General features: G+C 69.7%; 1 protein-coding gene. It reads right to left on the minus strand.

Going from position 1 to position 1169, the window contains the following annotated elements; genetic code table 11:
• Positions 1 to 146: 146 nt before the first annotated feature.
• The coding region (gene rtcA, locus ABFS34_16925; GenBank protein MEN8377110.1) for an RNA 3'-terminal phosphate cyclase at positions 147 to 1169 on the minus strand (1023 nt) is incomplete at its 5' end.

Here is a 1169-nt window from a genome sequence, read left to right on the forward strand (position 1 = left end):
TCGGGAGAAGCGGACGTTTCCAGAGCACGAGGCCCTTGATTCCGAAACGCCCAAACGGCCTGACCAAGTACATCGTCGTCGCCGTCGGTGATCCTCGCCCGCGCGATCAGCCAACCGACTCGCCCACCGAGTTGGCGGTTCAGGCCTCAGCCGTGGACCACGTCAATCCGGTAACCACCCGGCGTCTCCGTCACCTCGAAATTGACGCGCAGGAATTGCTGGATCAGCCACATGACGGTGCGGGTGTGGGGGGTAACCGTACGCACTGTGAACACGGAGCGGCCGGCGGCCAGGGCGGCGTAGATCAAGAGCTGGTCAGCGGCATGTATGTCCACGGCGACGCCGGCCTCGATCTCCGCACGCAGGGCCTGGCCGGCGTCCGTTCCCAGGCTTTCGGCGGGCACTCCCCGTTCGGCGATCACCGCGGACCCCAGCAGGCTGTGTTCCCTCCGGGCGGTCAGCAAGAGCGCACCGCCCCTGCCGACGGCTTCGTCATCCCCCAGGACCCGGGTCTCGATATCCACTGACCCCAGGCCGGAAAGCGCTTCGCGCGCAGCCGCCGCCATGCGTTGGGGGATTTGCATCGGCAGATGGGCCACGTGGGCACGGCCGCGTATCTCCAGCAGGGGGCCGGGGGTCTCGGCCTGCAGGGGTTTTAGCTGAACGGCCGGGAGGACGGACAGGCGCACCTCCCCGCCGCCCCGCGGATAATAGCCACGGGTCACAGATTCCAGACGTGCCTGAACCCCCGTGCGGGCCAGCCAGGGCAGGAAGACGTCGCGGAGGTAGTCCATGGGAGGAGCGAGCTTCACGTCTGTGCCGCCGCGGATCGTCAGGCGGCAGGGGCCGTCGGCGTGCAGGGCGACGGGCAGCGCCGCCTGCAGCACCAGGGCGATGCTGCCCGCCGTGCCCACCTCGAAGCGGTAGTCTCCGCCGCGGATAGCACCGGGGTGGAATTCCAGTTCGGTGGCGCCGAGTGCCGCCCCTTCCAACTTGCCGCCGCTGAGGGCGGCCACTGCCCGCACCGCGGCCAGATGCTGGGCGGCGAGGCCCGGTCTCGCGCGTCCTGCCCGGATATTGCGCAGACGGATGGTGCGGCCGGTTACCGCGGCCAGGGCCATGGCCAGACGCGCCAGCTGGCCGCCGCCCTCGCCATGGCTGCCGTCAAT

The organism is Gemmatimonadota bacterium, from assembly GCA_039715185.1.
Lineage (GTDB): Bacteria > Gemmatimonadota > Gemmatimonadetes > Longimicrobiales > RSA9 > DATHRK01.